The organism is Streptomyces sp. NPDC088707 (assembly GCF_044752725.1).
In the GTDB taxonomy this organism is placed as follows: Bacteria; Actinomycetota; Actinomycetes; order Streptomycetales; family Streptomycetaceae; genus Streptomyces.
Genome location: NZ_JBIVLV010000013.1, coordinates 78,122 through 100,977 on the forward strand (window position 1 = coordinate 78,122; position 22,856 = coordinate 100,977).

Consider the following 22,856-nt stretch of genomic DNA (forward strand, 5'->3'; position numbering starts at 1 on the left):
GTCAGTCCACGAGGGCCATCTCGTGCGGGGTGTTGTTGAAGCGGCGTCCCGCACCGTCCTCCGTCGCCGTCACGATGTCCTCGATCCGGACGCCGAAGCGGCCGGGCAGGTAGACGCCGGGCTCGATGGAGAAGCACATGCCCGGCACGATCGGGAGCTCCTCGCCCTCGATCATGTACGGCGGCTCGTGGGTGGTGACGCCGATGCCGTGGCCGGTGCGGTGGATGAAGTACTCGCCGTACCCGGCGTCCGTGATGACCTTGCGGGCCGCCCGGTCGACCTCCTGGCAGGCGACCCCGGGCCGTACCGCCTCGAAGCCGGCCTGCTGGGCCTCCCGCACGAGGTCGTGGACGCGCCGCTCCTCGTCGGTGGGCTCGCCGACGTGGACGGTACGGGTGGTGTCGGAGCCGTACCCGTGCTTGAGGCCGCCGAAGTCGAGGACGACCATGTCGCCGCGCTCGATGACCCGGTCGCCCGCCTCGTGGTGCGGGTTGGCGCCGTTGGGGCCCGAGCCGACGACGGTGAAGTCGACCTGCGAGTGCCCGAAGCGCAGCAGCAGCGCGGCCAGGTCGGCGGCCACGTCCGTCTCCCTGCGGCCGGCGAACCGGACCTCCAGGATCTCGCCGTACGCCCGGTCGGCGGCGGCCCCGGCGGCCGCGATCCGGGCCAGCTCGTGGGCGTCCTTGACCCCGCGGAGCATCGGCAGGGCCTCGGTGAGGGAGACGTACGAGGTACCCGGGAGGGCCTTCTGGAGGCCGATGAGGTGCATGGCCCAGGCGTTGTCGCTGACGCCGAACCTGCCGTCGGCGTCGAGGAGCGGCGCGGTGACGGCGTAGGGGTCCTTGCCGTCGGTCCAGTCCCGCAGGGTGAGCGCGGCGGCCCCGGCGGCCTTCTCGGCGTCGGGGGCCTCCAGGGTCGGGACGACGAGGACGGGTTCCTGTCCGGGGGCGATGACGAGGGCGGTGAGCCGTTCGGTGATCGCGGTGGGCTGGTAGCCGGTCAGGTAGACGAGGTCCGGGCCCGGGGCGACGATCACGCCCGCGAGTCCGGCGTCGGCGGCGGACTCGGCGGCGCGGGTCATCCGGGCCCGGTAGTCGTCCGCGGTGAACGGGACGGGGGTCTCGCCGCGCTCCTCGGACGCTTCGGGGGCGGGGGTGCTCGACATGGGGTCTCCTTCTCGGCTCCGCTGCATCCTGGACGTACAGCATCCTGCCGGGCGGCGACGGGGGCCGCGACCGCTCAGCGGAGGTCAGGACCCTGGGCGATGAGCCGTTCCAGGAGTTCCTGGAAGTCGTCGCCGACGACGATCCGCAGATCCCCCCGCTCCTCGTCGTGCTCGCTGAGCTGGGTGAGGGTGCCGCCGCGCCACCAGAAGACGTACGGGCTGATGGCACCCGGCGTGTCCTCGTACCCGGAGGCGGCGAAGGAGGCCATCGCGCCGAGGGCCGGGATGATCGAGGTGTCGCGGACGGGGTGGAAGGCGAGCTGGTGCCGGAACGGCATCGCGACCAGGGCGCCGTGCTCGCCTATCGGCAGACCGGTGACCCGCCGGACGACCCCGTCCAGGTCGAGGACGCGGCTCGCGGTGTAGAAGGAGTCGCCGAGGATGATCTCGAAGCACATGCCGTCGGCGTCGCGGACGGTCTCGTGCTCCTCGACGGGCAGCCCGCGCAGGTTGCGCAGGGCCCGGTCGCGCAGCTGGGCGTGGTCGCCGAGCCGTTCGAGCGCGTCGTCGGTGAGCATCATGACGCTCTCGGGCAGGTCGAGGGCGAGGATCTCGTACAGGCCGGGGGCGACCGTCCGCGCGTACCCGAAGGCCGCCGCGTCGATGCCGTCACCGCTGACGACCCGGGGGTAGAGCTGCGAGCGGATCTGCTCGGGCGGCAGGGTGTCGAGCGCGGACGGGCCGTCCATGGCCCGGACGACCAGCCCGATGTGGCGGTTGATCATGCCGGGCCAGACGCGGGGGCCGCGCCCGTCCTGGTGGCAGACGGCGGCGAGGTTGCCGAGGCCGAAGCGGCGGCCCTTGTCGTCGACGACGTGGTCGGCGTAGACGCTGACCTCCAGGCCCAGCTCGGCGAAGGTCTCCCGGACGCGACCGCGGAAGAGCGCGGCCTCACGCTGCGAGAAGTACGCGAACTCGGGGTCCCTCGGTGCGTCGTCGCCGTCCCGCCTGGGTCCTCGCCGCAGCCACCCCACGCCCGCCCGCCTTCCGTCGCCGTTGGGCACAGGGTAGCGACTGCCGGTGTCAGCTCTGGAGCCGTCGGGTGAACTCGGCCACCGGGCCGGCGGGCTCGGTCCGGGAGGCGGCCGGGAGGAGGAGTTCGGTGCGGTGGACGAGCCGGGGCGCGATCAGGGGGACGGCGACGGCGCCGGAGACGTCCGCCGCGGCCGGCGCGGGCAGCAGGGCGAGGCCGTGGCCGGCGGCTGCCAGCGCGGCGAGGGTCCGGGTGTCGGTGCCCTCGTAGCGCAGGGCGGTACGGAAGCCCCGCCCGGCCGGCCCGCCGTGGGCGGCCCGCAGCCCGTCGAGGGGGAGCCCGGCGGCGGGCGCGTCGAGCCAGTGGGCGTCGACGAGGTCGTCGAGGCGGAGCCCGGAGCGCCCGGCGAGCGGATGGGTCGCGGGCAGGACGACGGCGAGCGGATCCTCGGCGACGCCGGTCGCGGCGAGCGGGGCGACGTCGGGCAGCCGCAGCGGGTCGCTGGGGGCGGCGATGCCGTCGACGAGCCCCGCGTCGGCCTCGCCCGTGGCGACGGCGGCGGGCACCGCCTCGCGGGGCAGGGCCCGCAGGGTGACGCCGGTGGCCGGCAGCGCGGCGAGGGTGCGGGCGTGCAGGGCGAGCGGGGAGGCGGCGACGCTCAGGCCGGCGCGGGGCGCGGCCGCGAACCGGTCGAGGTCGGCGCGGGCCGCGTCGAGCCGGAGCAGCAGCGCCCCGGCGTGTTCGAGGAGCCGCTCCCCGGCCGGGGTCGGGGCGACCGGCCTGCGGGTGAGCAGCGGCAGCGCGAGGTCGGCCTCCAGGGCGGCGATGTGCTGGGAGACGGCGGACTGGGTGTAGCCCAGCTCGCGGGCGGCCTCGGAGAAGGAGGCGAGCCGGGCGACGGTGACGTACGTACGGAGGAGGTGCGGGTCCATGGGGCGCGCCGGATCCGTCAGGATCCGTCGGGGGCGGTGAGGAGGGCCTGCGCGTAGTGGGCGAGGGAGCGGTTGTAGCGGGGCAGCAGGGGCGCGAGGGCGCCGAGGGCGAGGGCGGCGGCCTCGCGGTCGCGGCCGGTGTCGGCGAGGGCGAGGGCGAGGAAGGCGTCGACGGCGCCGGAGAGCGCGGTCTCGTCGGCGTCGAGCTCGGCGGTGGGGATCGCGCGCTCGGCGGTGAGGAGTTCGACGCTGCGGTCGGGGCGGCCGAGGTTGCGCAGGCTGCTGGCGAGCTGGATGACGGCCCTCCGGCGGCGCAGTCCGGTGAGGCCCTGGTCGAGGGCCCGCCGGTAGAGGCGCACGGCCTCCTCCGGCTCTCCGGTGGAGTCGTGGGCGGCGCCCCGCTCGAAGAGGGCGGCCGGGTCGTCCTCGGGGCGCTCGGCGGCGAGGGCGGCGACACGGGCGCGGAAGTCGGCGGGCTCGTACGTGTCGAGCCGCTCCCAGAGGGCGGCGACGCGGCGGTCCCAGTCGGGCAGTTCCTGATCGGTGGTCATACGGCCACCCTATCCAGGCTGGTATAAGCGTTCCTGATGGGCAGTGCAGTGATCATCGTTGGACGTGAACACGTGGCGGCGCCAAGGATGGTCCCCATGAACAGCACGCACCCCCTCCCTCGCACCCCCCGGATCGCCCTGGTCGGCGACCGCTCCCCGCACGTCCGCTCCCACGTCCGGATCCCCGTCCTCCTCGACGCCCTCGCCGAGCGCGACGGCCTCGCCCTCGACGCCTACTGGATCCCGACCGGGGACGCGGAGACACCCGGCGCGGTGAAGGGCTTCGACGCGGTGTGGGTGCTGCCGGGGAGCCCGTACGCGAGCGAGGCGGGGGCGCTGGCCGCGATCCGCACGGCCCGCGAGGACGGCATCCCGTTCCTCGGCACCTGCGGCGGCTTCCAGCACGCGCTCCTGGAGTACGCGCGGGACGTCTGCGGCCTGACCGCCGCGGCGCACGCCGAGAACGACCCGTCGGCGGACGAGGGCGACCTGCTCATCGCCCCGCTGGCCTGCTCGCTGGTGGGCCACGAGGGAGTCGTACGGGTGACCCCCGGGTCGCTCGCCGAGCAGGCCCTCGGCGCGGAGCGGACCACCGAGCGCTACCACTGCGACTACGGCCCCGACAGCCGCCACCTGGACACCCTGCGGGCGCACGGCCTGCGGTTCACGGGCGCGGACGAGGAGGGCGGCATCCGCATCGCCGAACTCCCCTCGCACCCCTTCTTCCTGGCGACCCTCTTCCAGCCGGAACTGGCCGGCGACGGCACCCGCCCGCACCCGCTGATCCGGGCACTCGCGGCGGCGGCGACGCGGCACGCGGCGGGCTGACCGGCGGGACGGCCCCCGGGCCGTTGTCAGGCCATCGGCACCACGAGGTGGGCGCGGTCGCGGCCGCGGGCGACCAGGCGGGCGTTCGCCTCGTCCGAGTCCCGGACCCAGCGTTCGGCGCGGGCCCGGTCCTTGCCGAAGCGGACATGGCGCTCGACGAGCCGGGGGAGGCGGCGCCGGGCGTCCAGATCGAGGTACCAGGCCTCGTCGAGGAGCGGCAGGACTCCGGCCCAGTCGCCCTCGTCGTGCAGCAGGTAGTTTCCCTCGGTGACGACCAGCGGGGTCTCGGGGCCGACGGGTATCGCCCCGGCGATCGGCTCCTCCAGGGCGCGGTCGAAGGCGGGGGCGTAGACCGTGGTGCCGGGGGCGGGGGCGCGCAGCCGGGCGAAGAGCGCGAGGTATCCGGCGGCGTCGAAGGTGTCTGGCGCGCCCTTTCTGCCCGCCCGGCCGAGGCGTTCCAGTTCGGCCTGGGCGAGGTGGAAGCCGTCCATGGGGACGAGGACCGCGAGGCCGTCGAGGCGGGCGACGAGCCGGGCGGCGAGCGTGGACTTCCCGGCACCGGGCGCGCCGGCGAGCCCGAGGATGCGGCGGGGCGGGCGGCCGTCCCCGGGCCGCTCGGCGAGGGCCCGCGCCCGAGCGGCGAGGCGGTCGAACTGCTGCGCGTCCATGCGGGGCATTCTCGCACCGGGCGCGGGCGCGGCCCAGGGTGCGCCCCCGGACGGGAGCGCGGTCCCGGGGTGCGTCCACGGGCACGGGCGCGGCCCAGGGTTCGCCCACGGCCGCGGAATCCCGCCGCCGCCCCCGCCCCGACCCTCGCCCGGCCCTCTCCGGACCCTCGTTCGGACCCTCCCATCGGCAAGGGTCGTGCCGGGGTCGACACGGGTTGACGCGGGTAGATTCCTGCCGCTTCCACGTATTACGTTGGGGTAATGCCGTCCATCGCACTTGTGACCCTTGTCGTCCGTGACTACGACGAGGCCATCGCCTTCTACACCGACGCCCTCGGCTTCGACCTGGTCGAGGACACCGACCGGGGCGGCGGCAGTCGCTGGGTCGTCGTCCGCCCGCGCGGTGCGGCCGGGGTCGGCGGCCTCGGGAACGCGGGCCTGCTCCTGGCCCGCGCCAAGAACGACGCCGAGGAGGCCTCCGTCGGCAACCAGACGGGCGGCCGGGTCGGCTTCTTCCTCCACACCGAGGACTTCGCCCGCGACCACGCGCGGATGACGGAGGCGGGCGTCAAGTTCCTGGAGGAGCCGCGGCACGAGCCCTACGGCTCGGTCGCCGTCTTCGAGGACCTGTACGGCAACCGCTGGGACCTCCTCCAGCCGGCGGAGCAGGCCGAGCAGGCCTAGGTCTGCCGGACAGGCCCCGGGGGCGTCAGCTCAGCAACGCGATCACCTGTCCGACCGCGTCCACGACGGGCTGCCCCACGGTGCCGACGGCGGCGGCGATCTGCGCGACCGACGCCAGGACGAGGCCTCGCTGCCGCAGGGCGGCGCGGTCGGGGGTGAGCTCGGGCAGTGCCTCGTCGACGGTCTGCGCCTGTTCCGGGGTGAGGTGGGGACGCAGGCCCTGGAGGAGGCGGGTGAGCTCCTCGACGGCGGCGCGGAGCCGGTCGTCCGGGGCGCCGCCGACGGTGCCGTAGTTGATGCCCACGTTGCCCTGGCCACCGTTCACGTTGACCATGTTGCCGTAGTTGTTCGTCGTGTCGCCGCTCACAGGTTGATCCCCCTGTTGTTCCGGCCGCCGTTCATGTTGACGACCGTCCCGTAGTTGTTCGTGTTGCTGTTGATCTGCTGCACGACCGTGCTGAACTCGGCTGCCGGGTTGTCGATCGCGCGGGCGATCAGTCCGGCGATGTCCCGCAGTTCGTCCACGCTCGGCAGGGTCACGGCCACGGTGGAACCGCTGGACATCTCGACGTCCAGCACCGGCTTCGGCTTCTCGAACAGCTCCCTGAGCAGGTAGACGGCCAGCACGATCAGGACGATGACCATGCCCGGGTTGTTCGCCTCGGCACCGGCCCTGCCGCCGCTCCCCGCGTCGACCACGGCGAAGACCACCAGGGCCACGGCGAACCACTTGAGGAAGCGCAGGACGGCCGCACCCCGGTCGGGTTGTCTCTTGTACGCCTCGACGCGGGTGATGTTGTGCAGCGGGAAGGCCGCCGCACCCACCCACAGCATCCGGCGGCTGACCCGGAGGCGCAGGACGCGTCCACCGCGGAGATCCAGCGGCGGCGAGTCCGGCGGGTCCGGCGGGCCGGGCGGCGGACCCGGCGGCGTGGCGGGCGGCGGACCCCCTGTGCTTCCTGTGACAGCCATACGTCCCCCGTGCCCTCGTCACTCCCACCCGCACCGTGCGGGAGCACCATTAAGCGCCCGGCGCGGAGCGCGAGGCAGACGAGATACGGCCAATTCACCTTCTCTGGCCGGTAGTTGGCCATCCGAGCGAGGCGTGAGGTCCATCGGCCGCAGCCCCCGGGTCCGGGAAAAACCGCTGTCGCACCTCCCCTCCCCCTCCCTACACTCACGTCTCGCGGCGCATCGACCGATGGGCCGTCAGACGTCCGACCGAGGGGAGACGACCGTGCGTTGCCGCCATGCCGCCGCCGTGTCGTCCGCCCGCGCCCGGTACGACGTGATCCTCGCCTCTCCCTCCGGCCGGTGGCGGCTGCGCGCCCGCCATCGCCGACCCGTGACGCCTCCGCCGTCCCGCTGACGGCCCGCGTACGGGAATCGCGCTGCCCGGCTTCATCCAGCAGCAGCGAAAGGCACGACACCGTGCGTACCCACCTCGTCGACCGCGTCCGCAACCTCGGCATCCTCGCCCACGTCGACGCCGGCAAGACCACCGTCACCGAGCGGTTCCTGTACCTCACCGGCGCCACCCACAAGCGCGGCGAGGTCCACGACGGCACCACCGTCACCGACTTCGACCCGCAGGAGCGCGACCGCGGCATCACGATCTTCGCCGCGGCCGTCAGCTGCGACTGGGCCGGACACCGGATCAACCTCATCGACACCCCGGGGCACGTCGACTTCTCCGACGAGGTCGAGCGCTCGCTGCGCGTCCTCGACGGCGCCGTCGCCGTCTTCGACGCCGTCGCGGGCGTCGAGCCGCAGAGCGAGACCGTGTGGCGGCAGGCGGACCGGCACGGCGTCCCGCGCATCGCGTTCGTCAACAAGCTGGACCGCGCGGGCGCGGAGCTCGACAGCGCCGTGGAGTCGATCCGAACCCGTCTCGGCACCGTCCCGCTGCCCGTCCAGCTGCCCATCGGGCGCGAGGACGGCTTCACCGGCGTCGTGGACCTGGTCGGGATGCGGGCGTACGTGTGGGCCGAGGGCGCCGACACGTACACCGACGAACCGGTCCCCGACGAGCTCGGGGACGAGGCGCGGCACCGCAGGCGACTTCTCGAAGAGACCGTGGCGGAGCTGCATCCGGGCGCCCTGGAGGAGTTCTGCGGCGAGGGCACGCTCTCGGCGGAGACCCTCAGGGGCGCGCTCCGCGACCTCACCCTCTCCGGCGAGGCCGTGGTCGTGCTCTGCGGCTCGGCGTACCGCAACCGGGGTGTCGAGCCGCTGCTCGACGCCGTCGTCGCGTACCTCCCGGCGCCGTCGGACATGCCTCCGGTCCGCGGCGAGGTGCCGGCGGACCCGGAGGCGCCGTTCACCGCGCTCGCGTTCAAGGTGAGCGCGACGGCCACCGGCCGGATGACCTATGTCCGCGTCTACGCGGGCACGATCGGGAAGGGGGACACCGTGCTCGACGCCGTCAGCGGCCGCACCGAGCGGATCGCCCGCATCCTGCGGGTCCAGGCCGACCGGGCGACCGAGGTCGACGTGGCGCGCGCCGGGGACATCGTCGCCGTCGTGGGCCCGAAGGGCGCCCGCGCCGGGGCGACCCTGTGCGCCCTGGACGCGCCGATCGTCCTCGAACCGCCGACGACCGCCGACCCGGTGGTCTCCGTCGCGGTCGAGGCCCGCCGGAGCACGGACACCGGCCGGCTGGCGACGGCCCTCGCCCGGCTCTCCGAGGAGGACCCGTCGCTCGTCGTGCGGTCCGACCCGGAGACGGGCCAGACCGTCCTGTCGGGTCTGGGCGAGCTGCACCTGGAGGTCGCGGTGGAGAAGCTGCGCCGCGACCGGGGCCTGGAGGTCACGGTCGGCCGTCCGCAGGTGGCGTACCGGGAGACCGTGGCGAAGGGCGTCACCGGGCTGCTCCACCGTCATGTCAAACAGGACGGCGGCGCCGGCCAGTTCGCCCATGTCGTCATCGACGTCGAACCGCTCGCGGACACCGAGGAGGCGGAGTTCGCGTTCGCGTCGACCGTCACGGGCGGCCGGGTCCCGCAGGAGTACGTCCGCGCGGTCGAGGCCGGCTGCCGGGACGCTCTCGTCGAGGGCCCCCTCGGCGGCCACCCGGTGACGGGTGTCCGGGTCACGCTCACGGACGGCGCCACGCATCCGAAGGACTCCTCGGAGATGGCGTTCCGCACGGCGGGGCGGTTCGCGCTGCGCGAGGCGCTCCGCGCCAGCGTGATGACGCTCCTGGAGCCGGTGACCGACGTGACGGTCACCGTCCCCGCGGAGTCCGTCGGATCGGTCCTCGGCGACCTCGCGGCCCGCCGCGGCCGGGTGACCGACCAGACGACCCGCTCCGGTACGGCGGTGGTGGAGGCGACGGTGCCGCTGACCGAGCTCTTCGGCTACGCGTCCCGCCTGCGCGGCCGCACCCAGGGCCGGGGCACCTTCACGACCCGCCCGGCGGGTTACGCCCCCGCGCCCCGGGTCCAGGCCGGCTGAGGGAAGGGTGTCCGGGCCGTGGTGGTCCCACGGCCCGGACACCCGCTCAGACGCCGCTCCGCGTCGCCCCGGCCTCGGGAACGGGAGCCTGGACGGCCTCCGCGCGCCGCTGCCGCCTCAGGTGGACCGTCGACCACACCAGCACCAGCAGGAAGAGCACGGCCCCGGCACCGAACACGACGGTGGCCACGGCCGGGCCGCCACCCCCGACATCGTCCTGGGAAGCGACCACCCGCGGATCGTCCTCCCGGTACCGGACGGTCAGACGTCCACCGGCCACGTTCTCCCCGTCGCTGCTCCCTACCGGGAGGTTCGCCACCACGGTCCGCCCCTCGGCCTCGAACCTGACCTTGCATCCCCCCAGGAAGCATCCCGAGCCGGCGGCCACCAGCGTCGCGTCGGCCTGGCGCCCGTCCTGGAGGGAGCGCAGGTGCTGGGCCGCCGGATACATCACGAGGCCCGACAGAGCCGCCAGCAGCAGTGTGAGCGCCAGCGTGAACACGACCGCCGCGCGTGGTCCCAGGGCCGCCTTGCCCGCGTTCGTCTCGGCGTCCAAGTCGCCCACCCCCTTTGGTTGTTCCTTCCCGATCAAGGTACGTCAGGGACCGGTCGGCCGGCCCCCAGCTCGCCCCCTCCCCCGCCACCTGGGCGGAGATCCTCGCCGCACTGGGCTGAACCGCGTCTGACAAGATGCGTGTACCTGCCCGCCACCCGCACGTGGACGGGCCGGTACACGTACGACGCGAGGAGCGACACGCATGAGCCCGAGCCCTGGCGGCTACCTCTCCCGCCTCTTCTCCCTCGAAGGCCGCACCGCTCTCGTCACGGGTGGCAGCTCCGGCATCGGACGTGCCATCGCCGGGGCCCTCGCCCGTGCCGGGGCGAGCGTCGTGGTGACGGCCCGCAAGGAGGCGGAGCTCGTCGCGACCGTCGACGAGTTGACGGCCGCCGGCTGCCGGGCCGCCTGGGTGAGCGCCGATCTGAGCACCCGTGAGGGCATCAAGACGGGGGCGGAGGAGGCGGCCGCCGTGTTCGGCGAGCCGGACATCCTGGTCAACTCCGCCGGCATCAATCTCCGTCCCCCGCTGAACGACCTCTCCGACGAGGTCTGGGACACCACCATGACGGTGAACCTGGAGGCGCCCTTCCTGCTCGGCCGGCGCTTCGGTCCCGGCATGGCCGAGCGCGGCTTCGGGCGGATCATCCACATCACGTCCCAGCAGGCGCACCGCGCCTTCGTGCAGAGCGGCGCGTACGGGGTGTCCAAGGGTGCCCTGGAGTCCCTCGCCCGTTCGCAGGCGGAGGTCTGGTCCCCGTACGGCGTCACGGCCAACACCCTGGTCCCCGGCTTCGTGCTGACCCCGCTCAACGAGCGGCTCTCCACCGACCCGGAGAAGGTGGCCGCGCTTGCGGCCCGCACGATGGTCGGCCGCAACGGTCTCGCCGAGGACTTCGCGGGCGCGGCCGTCTTCCTGGCGAGCGCGTCCTCCGCGTACGTCACGGGCCAGTCCCTCTTCGTGGACGGCGGCTTCTCCGTCCACTGAGCGGTGTGCGGGGGCGCGCCCTTGAGCGGTGTGCGGGGGGGGGCGCCCTGCCGGTGCGCGTCAGCGAGCGGCGTCGGTCAGGGTCGCGGCCCAGTCGGCGAGGGCCCGGGCGCAGGCGTCCAGGCTCTTCGCCGTGGGACCGAAGGAAGCGGACAGGCCGGCCGCCAGGACCAGGGCGGGCCCTTCGCCCGGCCCTCCCACCGTCACGGCGCACTCCACGGTGGCCGACGCCCCCTCCGTACCGGCGGGGGCGGGGACCGTCAGGACCAGCTCGCAGCCGCCCGCGCGCACTCCGGCCGCGTCGAGACGGCCGTTCATCGCCTCCGTGAGCGGTTCCGCGTTGCTCTCCAACGACCCCCGGCCCAGCGGGAATCCCTCGTCCACCGCCACGACTCCGATCCCCCGCAGGGTCGTCGCCCGCAGGCGCACCCCTCGGGCGCTGAACACGCCCGTGCTGTGCAGGGCGAACACGGCGACGAGCGCGGCGCGGACGGCCGCGTCGAGATCGGCCGGACGGCCGGGCAGCGGGAAGCGCCACCGGGGAGCGCGGAGCCGCACCGGGGCGATCCCGGTGGCGAGGGCCGCGAGGCCGTCGTGGACGGTCTCGCCGAGGAGCCAGGGTCCGCCGGGGCCGAGCATGAGGAGCCGGCCGTGTGCGTCGACGGCGAGCGGCGCGTCCGTGTCCGTGCGGCCGAGGGGGAAGAGGCGCACGCCGAGGGAGTCGGCGAGCCGGTTCAGCGACGGCACGTCGAGGCGGGCCTCGCGGGGGTCGACGACGCTGCCGATCGCGGCGACCTCGACCCCGCCGCCGGCGGCGGGGTGGACGTGCAGGCCGTGGAACTCACGCACGGCCCGTTCGGCGGCCGGGAACAGCTCCGCGCCGACCGTCACCGTGACGAGCACCGCCAGCATGGCGGCGTCCCCGCCGTCACGGCCGGGCCGCCACCCCGCCTCCGTCAGGACGCCCGTCACGCCTGGTCGCGGAGGATCGTGACGCCCAGCCGGTCGAGGAGCGCCGAGCACGAACGGCAGACGTCGGCCTCGGTGCCGTGCTCGGGGTCGCCGTGGGGGCGGATCTTGCGGGCGACGAGCGCGGCGCCCGCGAAGTGCGGTGCGGCCTCGTCCAGCGTGACCGTCCGGCCGTCGTCCCGCTGCCGGTCGAGGCCGAAGAGCTCGTCGGAGACGAGCGCGGACTCGGCGCAGTAGCCGATGAAGGGCTCGCGCAGGGCGGGCGGGAGGCCGTCGAGGAATTCCTGGACGGCGGGGTGGAGGTGCGGCTCGCCGTCACCGGTGAGGTTGGTGTGGCTGACGATCGTGCCGCGGATCAGCAGGGAGGCGGCCGTGCCGGGGACCAGGTCAGACATGGAAGTCCTCCGCGTCCTGCATGGGGGCGTGGGCGAGGGCGATCATCGCCTCGTACTTGTCGGCGCCCATGTAGTAGTTGCCGGTGTGGTGCATGAAGAAGAACCGGCCCCCTTCGTCCATGAGGACGGGCGATCCCTCCGAGCCGTCGAGCCCGACCGGGAAGAGCCGTACGCCGAGGTCGCGGCTCAGCTCGGCGACGTCCGACGGCGTCGAGCCGTAGCCGAGGTGCGGCGTGAAGTAGAGGTAGTCCTCCCGTCGGGCGTCGATGGTGAGGCGCAGTCCTCCGTGCTCGGCGAGAAAGGCCGTCGCGGCCTCGAAGGGCTCCACCGGATACCCGGCGTCCCGGTACTGCCCGGTGACCTGGGCGACCATCGCCGGTACGGTCTCCGACACGTCACGTCCCGGGAACCATCCGTGCTCCCGGAACCAGGCGTCGACGTCGTCCGGGGTGTTCATCTGTGGCATGCGTGCTCCTTATCCGGCGTGTGCCGTGACTCCGGCCATGTCCATGGCTATCGCGCAGGACCGGCACGGCGGTTTGTACGCGCCGTGGCCGAGGGGGTGCGGTTTGATCTGCTCGCCGATCTGCACGCTGTAGACCTGCGACCCCCGCATGGCGTCGCGGACGTTGTCGGCCGAGGTGATCCCGGTGCCGTCGGGGTCCAGCTGACGGAGCCGGTCCGACACGAGATTCGCCTCGGCGCACTTTCCGTGGCCCGCGCCGGGGAAACCGCCCTCGGATTTGATCTGCTGCTCGACCTGATCGTAGATCGACTGCATGGCGGGGTGCAGGTCCGGGGTCTTCTGCCCGGCTCCCTTGGTCGCGCTGGAGTGGCTCGTGACGACTCCGTCGTGCAGGAGGCTGCCGGCGCACGATCCGTCCAGGAGGTTCGTGCCGGGCGGGAAGTGGGTCTTGGCCAGGTCGATCTTGTGCTTCGGGTCCTCCTTGTTCGCGGGGTCGGCCTTGCGGGCCTGGTTCGCGAGGTCACGGGCCTCCTGGACGAGCGCCGCCCGCTGCTGCTCCGGTGTCAGGTGGCTGACGTCGAGCGGATCCGTCCGGTGGTGCCTCATGTTCCCGGCGGAGCTGCCGTGCCAGGGCGGGGCAGGGGTGATGCGCCTGCCGCCGGGGTTCTCGCCGGAGCCGCCGTTCCCGCCGCCTCCACCGCCGCCTCCGCCGCCGCCACCGCCGCCGCCCTTGCCGGCGTCGTCGTCGCCCTTGCGCTGGCGGGCGAAACGGTCACGGAGGTCGTCGTCGGTGTTCTTGTGGTCGGCGGAGATCTGCTTGACGACCTTGGGCAGGGTCTGTCCGACGTGGTCGCCCATGTTCTTGGCGGCCTTGGTGAGGGCGTCCAGGGCCTTGTCGGCGACCGGATCGATCGCGTCGGCGATCGAGTCACGGCCCCGGGCCCGGCCGTGCGCGGTCTTCGCCTTGGTGAGCTTGCCGGCCGTCTTCCCGTGGATGCCGGCGCTCACCCCGTTCAGCTGGGTGGAGGCGTGGGTGTGCTCGGAGTGTTCGATGTGCAGGTTCTTCAACCCGCTGCCCGGCCCCTTCCCGCCCCCGCCGCCCGCGGAGGCCAGGTTCATGGCCTCCTTGCCGGACTGCACGCCCTCCCTGAAGCCGTCCTTGCCCGCGTCCTTCGCCTGGTCGAGGTCCACGCCGTCCTGGAGTCCGATCGCCACCGCGCCGAGCTGGACGACGAGGTCGGCCGCCATGCCCTCCAGGGCCGCAACGGCCGGCTCGGTCATCGCGGCGACGACGTACCCGACGGCCTCCTCCACGCACTCCTTGATCAGCCGCTTGACGGCCTCCTGCGTGGCGCGCATCGCGCCCGCGCCGATCAGGGCGGACAGACCACCGGTCACCGGGATGAGGGAGATCGCGATGCCCGCCTCGGCGGCGAGGTATCCGAGCTGGACGAGGGCCGCGAGCTTCATGCCCTCGATCGCTCCGGCCGCCGTGTCGAGACCGCCCGCGATCGTGCGCGCCGCACCGGCGATGTCCTTGATGTGCTTGGTCTTGACCTTCGACCAGTGCTCGTTGAGCGCGTCCATCGACTCGCCCTGCCCCGAGGACAGCAGCCGCTCGAAGTGGTTGTTCGCGAGCTGGCCGTCGTCCTCCAGGTCCTCCGCGAACTCCCGCAACGCGTCCGCCATCTCGCGATACGCGTCCTCGTCCACGTTCGGCCAGGCCACTCCGATCAGATCGAGCAGCGTGTCCGCCCAGCCCGGCACCGTGACAGCCACGATTCCCCCCCGTCAGCGACTGTTTGCAATACGGAACATTCCTACCACAGCAGAAGTCTGACGATGAGTCCGAGGTTCCCCGCCCCCGGCAGGCACGACGGCCCGCGCCTCGACAAGCACGCGACGAGCCCCGGCCGCCACGCTGCGCAGCCGCTCCGGTACGCGCGGTAATAGCCGGAAACTCCCTGCACAGCGCCACGACTTCTGCTGAGATGTACCCCCGGCGGGTAGCCGGACGATCTTGAGGGACGGGGATGCGACGGGGGTTCGGAGAACGCTTGGGGCTGCCCAGCGCACTGGGTTCCTTACCCCTCGCCCCGATCGCGCCGGAGTACGCCGAGCTGATGGGCCATCAGCGCGCGGCCGGGATGCTTCACTTCGGAGAAGCTCTGGTCGGTGACGGCGAGACGCTGTCCTTCCTGGACGGCCTCTTCCTCTGCGCCGGGAACCGGCGCCACCACCTCGGCGCGGCCCGGCTGCGTGGCCTCGCCGACGCGAACCCGTCCCGGGGCCCCCTCCTGAGGCTCCTCGCCGACATCCAGACCCGCGACGCGTCCGCCCTTCGGCGCGTACTGCTCCACCAACTGATCGGACTCCTCCAGGAGTCGGGAGCACGGCGGAAGGCCTCCGGACTCGAACCCGCCGAGGCGGCCCTCCTCGAACAGGCCGTCCCCGCCCTGCCCGTCCTCGACGCACGGCAGCGCAAGGCGGCCGAATCCCTCGGCGGGCTCCTGCACCGGCGCCGGTTACGGGCCACCGCGCGGGCCCTCGACACTCTGGGCGCCGCCGTCGTCCGCACCGACCCGACGCTCTCGCGGCTCGCCTCCCGGCTCGCCCACCGCCTCGCCCGCTGCGACCGCTCGCTCGCCGCCGCTCGCGCCACCCGGGACACGGAGGCTGCCCGCACCCACTACCTGGACGCCCTCGGGGTGGCCGCCGACGACGACACGGCGACGCGTGGCCTGATCATGCTGGGGCGCCCCCGGCGCACCGAGGACGCCCCGCTCAGGGCCCGGCTCTCCGGCGACCGGGTCCTCCTCGCGTGGCCGGCGCCGGACGGACGGAGCTGGCGCGCGGTCCGCCTCACCCGGGGAACGGACCGGCCGGCCGTGGTCCCCGTGATCGCCGCCGCGCCCGGGGGCAGGGGAGCCGCCGTCGACCACGGCGCCCGGCGCGGAACCCTGGTGCGGTACGCGGTGTTCCCGCTGCTCGACGGCGTCCCCGACGGGCCTCCGCTGGTCTCGGCGCCGCTTCTGGTCGCCCCGGACGCCGAGGACCTCACCGTCACCGACGCGCCCGCCCGGCTCACCGCCCGCTGGACCCGACCGCCCGGCACCGCCCGTGTGACGGTCGTCCTGCACGCCGCCGACGGCCCGGAGCCCGGCGGGAGGGTGCTCGCGCGCCACGACGCGGGCGCACACGGGGACACGCACACCTTCACCGGGCTCCGGCCCGGCTCCTACCTCGTCCGTGTGGTCTGCCACCACTCCTCTCCCGAGGGCCGGGAGGTCGAGTCCGAGGGGGCGGGGGCCGCCGGCGTCGTCCACGCGTGGCCGGAGGCGCTCACCGCGCTCACCGCCGAACCGGACCCCGAGGGAGGCGTCCGGTTCGCCGGCAGCGGTGCGGCCGACGCCGAGGTGCGCCTCGTCGCCTGGACCGACCCGGCGGGGGCGCCGCCCGAGGGCACCGGTCTGCCCACCGACGCCCTGCCGGACCCGCTCCCCTGGGCCGGGTACGGCACCGCGCACCCGGTGGCGCCGCCCGCCGCCTTCACCGGGCCGATCGTCGCGGTGGCCGTACGCGGGGAACGGGCCCTCGTCGGCCCGTCCGTCCGTGTCGACATCCCGGCGCCGGTGACCGGCCTCCGGGGACTGCGCGAGCACGACGGACACGTGCGGCTCGTCTTCGACTGGCCCGCCGACGCCGGTTCCGTCGAGGTCGAGTGGGAGCAGGAGGGGGCCCGGGACCGCTCCCGGGTCAGCCGCTCCCGCTACCTCAGGGAGGGGCTGCGGCTGCCGATCGGTCCGGCCGCCGTCCGGATCGGTGTGCGCGCCGCCTCCCGCCACGAGCGGCCCGCCGGGCCACCCCGCCCGGACGCCGCAGCCGCCGCACATACCGCGCACGCCGCAGAGGCCGCGGACCCGACCGTCGTCGTCCGGCGTGCCCCCGCCGTGCTCGACCTCCCCGGCGACGTCGTCGTCTCCTTCCGGCTGGTGACCCGGCGCCGGGGGCTCGCGCGCAGGGCGACGCCCGAGGCGGTCGAGGTGACGGTGACGGGGGCCGGCACTCCCGGCTCCTCCCCCGCCGGAGCGGGGACGCCCGACACGGCTTCCCGCCCCGACCTCCCCGACCTCGTGCTCGTCGGCCGCGCGGGCGACGCCGCCACCGCGCGCCCCCGGCACCCCGAGGACGGTGACGTCCTCGTCCGGCTGACCGGGGCGGAGCTGGCCGCCTCGCCGCGCACGGTCCGCGAGCTGCCCGCCGGGCTCCTCCGGCCGCCCTACGCCCTGCGGGCGTTCCTGGCCGGCCGGCACGCCGGCTCCGTACGCCTCGAAGAACCCGCCCTCTCGACCCTGGTGGTGCGCTGACATGACGACGGTGATCTGCCCGTACTGCTTCGACCGTTCCCAGGCCTCGCGCCTCCCGTACCGCTGTCTCATGTCCCGTACCGGACTGCGCGGGGGCACCCCCTGCGACCCCGAACGGGACGACCTGTGGGCGAGCTTCACGGGCGCCGCGGCGCCCCCCGCCGCGTACATGAGGGGGCCGGTGTTCGCCGCGCCCGGCGGCTTCGGCAGGCTGCGCGGCGGAGGCGGCGGGCGCGCCGAGTGCCCGCGCTGCGGGGTGGCCACGCCCGTGCGGGTGTGCGCGGCCTGCCACAGCGACCTGCCGAGCGACTACTGCGCCCAGGACAGCCGGATCATCGCGCTGATCGGGGCGAAGGCGTCCGGCAAGAGCACCTATGTGTCGGTCCTCGTCAACGAGTTGAGGCACCGGGTCGGGCAGGCGTACGGGGCGGCGCTCGCCGCGATGGGCGACGAGAGCCAGAACCGGGACCGCGAGATGGCGGAGGACCTGTACGAAAGGCTGCGGCTGCCCGGCGCGACCCGGCCCGCCGCGACCGGGTTCAACGACCCGCTGCTCTACCGGCTGAGCCTGCCGAGGCAGGGCCGCCAGGGCAGCCGGCACACGGCGCTCGTCTTCTTCGACGCCGCCGGCGAGGACCTCAAGTCGGCCGAGTCCATGACCCGTTACACCCAGTACCTGAGCGCGGCCGACGGCATCGTCCTGCTCGTCGACCCGCTGCAGCTGGGGGCGGTGCGGGACGCCCTGCCCGAGGGCGGCGGGCCGCCGCTGCCCTCCCGCGAGACCCCGGCCCTGCAGATCGCCGCCGACGTCGCCACCCAGCTGCGCTCGCACCGCCGGAGCGGCTCGCGCGGCCGGGTGGACACACCGCTCGCCGTCGCCGTCACCAAGACGGACACGCTGCGCCCGCTGGTCGACCCGCACTCCCCGCTGCTGCGCAACGCCCCGCACTCCGGCGGCCGGTTCGACGAGGCCGACCGGCTCGCCGTCCACGAGGAGACCAGGTCGCTGATGGAGGGCTGGGACTCGGGGGCGCTCTGGCGCCAGCTGGAGCGGGACTTCTCCACGGTGTCGCTCTTCGGTCTGTCCGCGCTCGGCTCCCCACCGCCCGCCGACGCCCCCGCCGACGCGCCCAAGTCCGGTCCCCAGCCCATACGTGTCGAGGACCCGATCCTGTGGCTCCTCGGACGGCGCGGCCTGATCCCGGTCGCCAAGCCGCCGCGCGACAGCGGCTCCAAGGGGGAGTCCACGGCATGAGCCTGCCCCAGATGCACTACACGTCGGCGCCGCCCGGACCGGACGGCTCCGGCTTCCGGTTCACCGCGGTCACGCCCGGCGTCCCGTCGTCCGTGCTCCGCGAGGCCGAGCAGCTCGTCGGGTACGAGCCGCCCCGGGACGCCCCGTCGCGCCCCACACCCTCGGACCTGGCCCTGTTCCCCGAGATGTTCAGCTACACGCGGCTCTCCGACGGCAGCGGCCTGCTCAGCCGCACCGTGTACACGGGCGCCGACTACAGCGGACGGTGGGGCAACTTCCACGCCCACGCCGTCCACCTGACGGCCGGCGACCGGCTGCCCGGCGACCTGCCGCCGATCGCCGCGTGGGGCGCCCCGCAGTGGGCGGACCGCTCCCCCGAGGACGGCGCACCACCGCCGCTCGACGCCTTCACCCCGGTGCACTCGGCCGGACTCCAGGCGGAACTCGCCGCCTTCGCCGCCGAACGGCAGCCCCGGCTCGCGGCCGTCCTGGCCGATCTGCGGCGCCTCGCCGAGTCCCCGCACGCCCCGCAGATCGTCCTGGCCGAGGAGGACACCCGGCGGGTCGCGCACTGGGTGATGCTGGCGAACGCCGCGCTGCCCCACGAATTCGCCCGCGGCCTGACGTTCACCACGTACACCCGGCGTCCGCAGCAGGCCCGCCAGCAGGTCATCGGCGTCCGCCCGGAGGACGTCAGGTCGGTGACCGGGCAGCCGCACCGGTACAGCGTGCACGACTGCTCCGATCCCTCGGTGGCCCCGCCGCCGGTGGCCGACGCCTGGGCACGCCTCGCGGCGGCCGTCTGGGCCGCCGACGCGTACGAGCTCATCCGGCAGGCGGCCCAGACGGCCGGTGCGGAGCCGTTCGCGTCGGGTCCGCTGGCCGCGCTCGCGCTGGCGCGGGGCATCCCGGTCCCCGAGGACACCCGGGCCGACGCGGTCGCCTGGGTCCGCGCCCACCTCGGCGCCTTCGACGAGCCGACGCTCACCGGCTTCCTCAAGGCCGTCTGCGACAACGGCCCCGGCGCGTCCGAACTCCCCTCGGAAACCCTGGCCGACCTCCTGGCGGCACTGCACGGCAGCGTCCCCGCCGCGCTGACCGCTCCGCTCACCGCGCGGCTCGTCAGCCGGGCCGTACGGGGCGGGGCGCCTCTTCCGCCGCTGCCGCCCGAGGCGCTGCCCGAGCCGTACCGGAGCGACCTGGCCGCCGAGTCCGGCGAGGACCTTCGCCGGACGCTCCGGGACCCGCTCACCCCGCTGATCCGGGTCGTCGAACTGCTGCGGGTGGCCCGGCTTCTCGGGGTGGCGTACGACGACCTGACGGGCGGTCTCGCCGGACGGTTCCGCGACGGCCTGCTGAGCCGGCCCGGCGCGGCCACCGCGGAGGCGCTGCGGGACGCGCTCGCCGAGTCCGACGTCCTGCGCGACGAGGTCTCCGTCCTCCTGGAGGACCGTGCCTCCGACGACCCGCCGGGCGTCGCCCGCGCCCTGCGGGACGCCCGGCTTCCGGTCGAAGGGCCGCCCGGGACACTGCCCCACCTCCGGATGTGTGCGGCGGCCGCGGCGCTGCGGCCGGGAAGCGCGGCGAGCGCCGAACAGGCCGGCGCACGGGCCGGCGGCGGGACCGCGGTGCGAGACCGGGAGCGGGAGCAGGCATGGGTCCGTGACCGCAACGGCGAGCTGCACCAGCTGCTCCGGGTCGCCGGGGTGCCCCACCTCGGGAACCCCCTCGTGCTGCGCACGGCCTTCGCGCTGGTCTGGGACGACCGCGAACCGACGGCGGCCGAGGCGTCCCAGCTCCTGAACGAGACGGGAGCCCGGCCGCACATCGACGCCGGCACCTGGGACCACCTGGTGAGCGCCGCGGTCGACGCGCCCGCCGACGACAAGGAGGCCCCGCTCCTCGCCCGGCAGCTCCTCGCCGCCGCGCCCGACGCCGTCGGGCGTTCGGTCCTGGACGACCTGAGGTTGCTGTCGCTCGTCCACGACATGGAGGAACGGAAGAGCGAGGCCGACCCCGCCCGGCAGGGCTGGACGGCCCGGGTCCGGGCGCTCGCCGGCTCCACGCGGCCGAACGTCCGGAACCGTGCCACGGCCGCGCTGGCCCGGTGCCTCGTGGGCCCGGACCGGCCGGGCGGTGAACTCGGGGAGCTGGCCCGCAGCGACGACGGCGACCTCATCGACGCCTACGCCTCGGCGGCCCGTACGCCGGTCTTCCGCAACGTGCTGCGCGCGGCCCCCGGCCGGGTGGCGCACTGCTTCGTCGACTGGACCTCCCACGCCGGGGCGAGCCCCCGGTGGGACCTGACGCGCCGGGCGCTCCTCGACGAGGTGCTGCGCCCCGTCGTCCAGGACTTCACCGACGGGGAGGTCTTCTCGGTCGAGCAGGCGCTCGGGCGTCTGCCGGCGAACCGCGCGGCCGACTTCCAGGAGTGGAACCGGCCGTCGGGCGGTCTCGGCCGCCTCTTCCGGCGGCGCGGGCGCAAGCCGGCGACGCCTACGTCCCCCTGGCGGGGCGACGTCGCACCGCCCGAGGGGAAGCGGGACCGATGACGACGGGAGAACCGCTGACGAGGGAGCAGGCGCCATGACGGGTGACGATCTCACCGCGACCGCCGTCGACGTGCTCGTGGCGTTCTGGGCCGCTACCGCCCTGCTGGTCTGCGTCGCCTACGCGTTCTGGGTGTTCCTGGCCACCGCCTGCCGGAGCGCGGGGCGGGCACTCGGTCCCTTCCGGCCGGGACGGGCGGACAGCCGGGTCCTCACGATCGGCACGGAACCCGCCCACCCGTCGTACTGGCCGGCGCAGTCCTGGATCGACACGGGCAGCGCCGTCGGCCGCTCCTACCGGGCGCTGTGGACGCTGTGGCGGGCCCACTGGATGGCCACCGTCGCCGGACGGCTCCTCCTGGGGCGGCGGCCGGCCACGAACCGGCGGGGCGCGAACGCCTTCACCCGCCTGACCATGCGGCTCGTGGCGCCGGGCACAGCGGTCGGCGCGACCGCCGCCGCGCTGCTGGCCGCCGCGCTGCACACGCTCGTGCTCGCCGTGTTCTGCGCCCTCGTCGCCCTCGTCTGGGCGTCCTGGACGCTGACCGTCGCCGTCGTACGGGGCGGCGAGCGCGGCCGCCTGCTGCTTCGCGGCGTGCGAAGCGTCTGCCCGCACCCCGGCTGCCACCGTCCCTTCCCCCTGGCGGCCCACCCCTGCCCGCAGTGCCGCGCGGTCCACACCTCGCTGCGGCCCGGGCGGTACGGGGTGTTCCGGCACGCCTGCCGGTGCGGCGCCCGGCTCCCCTCCTCGCTCTTCTCCGGCCGCGGCCGGGCAGCCGCCGAATGTCCGTCCTGCGCACGGCCGTTGCCGCCGTCGGTAGGCACCACGCGAGTGGTCCACGTGCCCCTGATCGGCGGTTCCTCCTCGGGCAAGACGATGCTCGTCGCGGCCGTCGTGGCGGGGCTGCGTTCCTGGTCGGAGCGCGGGAACCTCACCATGGAGTTCGCCTCGGACGCCGACCAGCAGGACGGCGAGGCGCTGGACCGGCAGCTCGACCTGAACGACTGGGCCAACAAGACGCAGGGCGACCAGCGGGCCTGGATGATCCTGGTGGGCAGGGGACGGCGACGGCGCCTGCTCTACCTCTACGACCCCATGGGCGAGTCCCTGCAGCAGGCCGACCGGGTGCGCGAACAGCAGTACCTCGCGCACGCCGACGGCGTCCTCTTCGTCGTCGACGTGCTGGCCGACCGCACGGTACGGCGCACCCTGCACGGCGCCGACGACACCCTCGCCGACGGGGCCCGGCCCGCCGCCCAGGGACCCGTCGACACCTACCAGGGGCTCACCGGCGAACTCGCCGCGCTCACCGGCGGCCGCGGCGACCTCCCCGTGGCCGTGGTGGTCACCAAACGGGACGTGCTCGACCGCATCGAGGCGCTGCCCGCTCCGGGGGCCCGGGTCGACGAATGGCTCGGCGCCATCGGTCTCGGCGGGCTCGTCCGCGGCTTCACCCACGATTTCAAGGCGACGGGGTTCTGGGCGGTCAGCGCCTCGGCGGCCACCGGCGCCGGCGCCCTGGACAGCGAGCGGCGGCGGGCGGCGGAGCCGGTCCTCTGGCTGCTCGCCCGCTCGGGACTGCGGGTCGGCGCACTGGTCGAGTCACGGGGGCCGGTCCCCCGGCAGGGGCGCCGCACCGACACCAGGAAGCAGGGGGTTCGACAGGGATGACGGTGGTGACCCCGCGCGTGGCGCGGTCCCGCAAGGCGGTCATGGCGCTGTTCGTGACGGCCTGCGTCGTGGTGTTCGGAGCGGCCGCGTACGGCTTCGTGTACGCGCTGCCCGGCCTCGTCGAGGAGGTGCGGTCGCTGTGGGAGGAGTGGTGACCGCCCGTCGGCGCGCGACCCGGCCTCCGGCCGCTCCCCCGCTCTCCTAGAACTTCCGGGAGGCGGAGGCGGGCGCGATGGCCGGCTTCCTCTCCTCCCCCTTTCCTTCATCCGATTCCCACCCACCCACCCTCAGGAGGATTCTCGTGACCGAGATCCCCGGCGGC

The 22,856-nt window shown here is 74.7% G+C and carries 20 protein-coding genes and 1 pseudogene; 9 read left to right on the forward strand and 12 right to left on the reverse strand.

Translation table 11 applies throughout. From position 1 onward, the window contains the following. Position 1: 1 nt before the first annotated feature. The 4 genes from ACIP84_RS32270 to ACIP84_RS32285 all read right to left on the reverse strand — a co-directional run bounded on the left by ACIP84_RS32270 (position 2) and on the right by ACIP84_RS32285 (position 3,681). Positions 2-1,165, reverse strand: coding sequence for an aminopeptidase P family protein (locus ACIP84_RS32270; protein ID WP_401802718.1), 1,164 nt, complete (start codon positions 1,163-1,165; stop codon positions 2-4). A gap of 74 nt (positions 1,166-1,239) precedes the next feature. Continuing rightward, positions 1,240-2,199: a hypothetical protein gene (locus ACIP84_RS32275; RefSeq protein WP_401802721.1), complete on the reverse strand. Its 960-nt coding sequence runs from the start codon at positions 2,197-2,199 to the stop codon at positions 1,240-1,242. Between the two features lie 49 nt (positions 2,200-2,248). Next, the gene (locus ACIP84_RS32280) at positions 2,249-3,130 is read right to left on the reverse strand and encodes a LysR family transcriptional regulator (RefSeq protein ID WP_401802724.1); all 882 of its coding nucleotides are present in this window, start codon (positions 3,128-3,130) and stop codon (positions 2,249-2,251) included. Positions 3,131-3,147: 17 nt separating this feature from the next. Further along, positions 3,148-3,681, reverse strand: coding sequence for a tetratricopeptide repeat protein (locus ACIP84_RS32285; protein WP_401802727.1), 534 nt, complete (start codon positions 3,679-3,681; stop codon positions 3,148-3,150). Positions 3,682-3,777: 96 nt separating this feature from the next. Here ACIP84_RS32285 and ACIP84_RS32290 point away from each other — a divergent pair, with 96 nt between their 5' ends. Beyond that, on the forward strand, positions 3,778-4,509 hold the full coding sequence (locus tag ACIP84_RS32290; RefSeq protein WP_355959958.1) for a glutamine amidotransferase-related protein: 732 nt from the start codon (positions 3,778-3,780) through the stop codon (positions 4,507-4,509). A gap of 26 nt (positions 4,510-4,535) precedes the next feature. Here ACIP84_RS32290 and ACIP84_RS32295 read toward each other — a convergent pair whose 3' ends face one another. After that, positions 4,536-5,186, reverse strand: a complete 651-nt coding sequence (locus tag ACIP84_RS32295; protein ID WP_401802729.1) for a nucleoside/nucleotide kinase family protein — start codon at positions 5,184-5,186, stop codon at positions 4,536-4,538. A gap of 252 nt (positions 5,187-5,438) precedes the next feature. Between ACIP84_RS32295 and ACIP84_RS32300 the strand changes: the two genes are divergently transcribed. Further along, positions 5,439-5,861 carry a VOC family protein gene (locus tag ACIP84_RS32300; protein WP_355959952.1) on the forward strand — a complete coding sequence of 141 codons (423 nt, stop codon included), beginning with the start codon at positions 5,439-5,441 and terminating at the stop codon, positions 5,859-5,861. Positions 5,862-5,886: 25 nt separating this feature from the next. On the opposite strand, the gene ACIP84_RS32305 is transcribed toward ACIP84_RS32300, so the two are convergent. After that, positions 5,887-6,228, reverse strand: a complete 342-nt coding sequence (locus tag ACIP84_RS32305) for a hypothetical protein (RefSeq protein ID WP_401802732.1) — start codon at positions 6,226-6,228, stop codon at positions 5,887-5,889. Then, positions 6,225-6,833 (reverse strand): DUF6232 family protein, encoded by a 609-nt coding sequence (locus ACIP84_RS32310; RefSeq protein WP_401802735.1) that lies wholly within the window; start codon positions 6,831-6,833, stop codon positions 6,225-6,227. The genes ACIP84_RS32305 and ACIP84_RS32310 overlap by 4 nt, the downstream gene beginning before the upstream one ends. Positions 6,834-7,292: 459 nt before the next feature. On the opposite strand from ACIP84_RS32310, the gene fusA reads away from it, so the two are divergent. After that, on the forward strand, positions 7,293-9,317 hold the full coding sequence (fusA, locus tag ACIP84_RS32315) for an elongation factor G (RefSeq protein WP_401802736.1): 2,025 nt from the start codon (positions 7,293-7,295) through the stop codon (positions 9,315-9,317). 46 nt (positions 9,318-9,363) lie between these two features. Here fusA and ACIP84_RS32320 read toward each other — a convergent pair whose 3' ends face one another. Next, entirely contained in the window at positions 9,364-9,882 is a 519-nt protein-coding gene (locus ACIP84_RS32320) for a DUF3592 domain-containing protein (RefSeq protein WP_401802739.1), read from the reverse strand. Positions 9,883-10,075: 193 nt separating this feature from the next. Here ACIP84_RS32320 and ACIP84_RS32325 point away from each other — a divergent pair, with 193 nt between their 5' ends. After that, entirely contained in the window at positions 10,076-10,861 is a 786-nt protein-coding gene (locus ACIP84_RS32325) for an SDR family NAD(P)-dependent oxidoreductase (protein WP_401802741.1), read from the forward strand. 60 nt (positions 10,862-10,921) lie between these two features. On the opposite strand, the gene ACIP84_RS32330 is transcribed toward ACIP84_RS32325, so the two are convergent. From ACIP84_RS32330 to ACIP84_RS32345, 4 genes and pseudogenes are all read right to left on the reverse strand, one after another. After that, positions 10,922-11,833, reverse strand: a complete 912-nt coding sequence (locus tag ACIP84_RS32330; protein WP_401802743.1) for an SUKH-3 domain-containing protein — start codon at positions 11,831-11,833, stop codon at positions 10,922-10,924. Then, positions 11,830-12,225 (reverse strand): YwqJ-related putative deaminase, encoded by a 396-nt coding sequence (locus ACIP84_RS32335; protein ID WP_355959936.1) that lies wholly within the window; start codon positions 12,223-12,225, stop codon positions 11,830-11,832. Before ACIP84_RS32335 ends, ACIP84_RS32330 begins: the two co-directional genes overlap by 4 nt. Continuing rightward, on the reverse strand, positions 12,218-12,691 hold the full coding sequence (locus ACIP84_RS32340) for an SUKH-3 domain-containing protein (protein ID WP_401802746.1): 474 nt from the start codon (positions 12,689-12,691) through the stop codon (positions 12,218-12,220). Before ACIP84_RS32340 ends, ACIP84_RS32335 begins: the two co-directional genes overlap by 8 nt. 63 nt (positions 12,692-12,754) lie before the next feature. Further along, positions 12,755-14,470: pseudogene (locus tag ACIP84_RS32345) on the reverse strand (YwqJ-related putative deaminase); the annotation flags it as partial. A 278-nt stretch (positions 14,471-14,748) separates the two neighbouring features. Here ACIP84_RS32345 and ACIP84_RS32350 point away from each other — a divergent pair. Genes ACIP84_RS32350 through ACIP84_RS32370 form a run of 5 tightly spaced genes read left to right on the forward strand, consistent with a single transcriptional unit; the run spans position 14,749 to position 22,689 of the window. Then, on the forward strand, positions 14,749-17,058 hold the full coding sequence (locus ACIP84_RS32350) for a hypothetical protein (protein WP_401802748.1): 2,310 nt from the start codon (positions 14,749-14,751) through the stop codon (positions 17,056-17,058). Position 17,059: 1 nt separating this feature from the next. Further along, positions 17,060-18,313, forward strand: a complete 1,254-nt coding sequence (locus ACIP84_RS32355) for a hypothetical protein (RefSeq protein WP_401802751.1) — start codon at positions 17,060-17,062, stop codon at positions 18,311-18,313. Next, on the forward strand, positions 18,310-20,865 hold the full coding sequence (locus ACIP84_RS32360) for a GTPase-associated protein 1-related protein (RefSeq protein WP_401802754.1): 2,556 nt from the start codon (positions 18,310-18,312) through the stop codon (positions 20,863-20,865). The genes ACIP84_RS32355 and ACIP84_RS32360 overlap by 4 nt, the downstream gene beginning before the upstream one ends. A 34-nt stretch (positions 20,866-20,899) precedes the next feature. Beyond that, positions 20,900-22,534, forward strand: a complete 1,635-nt coding sequence (locus tag ACIP84_RS32365; protein WP_401802757.1) for a hypothetical protein — start codon at positions 20,900-20,902, stop codon at positions 22,532-22,534. Further along, entirely contained in the window at positions 22,531-22,689 is a 159-nt protein-coding gene (locus ACIP84_RS32370; RefSeq protein ID WP_355959922.1) for a hypothetical protein, read from the forward strand. The genes ACIP84_RS32365 and ACIP84_RS32370 overlap by 4 nt, the downstream gene beginning before the upstream one ends. Positions 22,690-22,856: the final 167 nt, after the last annotated feature.